The sequence below is a fragment of the Photobacterium sanguinicancri genome, from assembly GCF_002265265.1.
Classification (GTDB): domain Bacteria; phylum Pseudomonadota; class Gammaproteobacteria; order Enterobacterales; family Vibrionaceae; genus Photobacterium; species Photobacterium sanguinicancri.
The window spans coordinates 1-480 of record NZ_NOIF01000445.1 but is presented as its reverse complement, the minus strand read 5'-3'; the positions used below and the strand labels follow the sequence as shown (position 1 = coordinate 480).

At 33.1% G+C, this 480-nt stretch carries 1 protein-coding gene; it reads left to right on the top strand.

Features of this window, described 5'->3' with window-relative positions; translation table 11 throughout:
* Positions 1-183 precede the first annotated feature (183 nt).
* On the top strand, positions 184-480 hold a 297-nt coding region (locus ASV53_RS25915; RefSeq protein WP_205049244.1), incomplete at its 3' end, for a hypothetical protein.

Below are 480 nucleotides of genomic sequence, written 5' to 3'. Positions count from 1 at the left end.
ACCCCAAATTTATATGAATACTATACATCAAAAGGATTAGAGATCCCCAAAAAGCCTTCCGAACTCATTAAAACTTTTTTAAATAGTGGACATCATAGATGTAGACAACCATTACAGACAAATGTGTATTTTATTCGAGAGGGTAAGAGTGTCCCTGCAAGGTTACCTAGGATCACAGAATGGATGAATCCAGATATTGCAAGGGGAGTTCCTACTGAATTTGAAATTCAGCTTTTTATGGTAGTTCTTACAAAGTTCCAAATTCAGAGATCGCTTTTACTGAAACTATCTCCTGAAGATATAGTAATCAATGATGAGATTGATACGATAAATATAGGTCATTTAATTAAGGGAAGAAGTGATGACAGAGGTGTTGGTGTTCAATTCACGAAAGCTTCAAACAAAAAAGAATATTTTTTGACTAAACAACTAAAGCTTAAGCTTGACAAATATTACAAAGATAATGGTTTTGAACTAAGT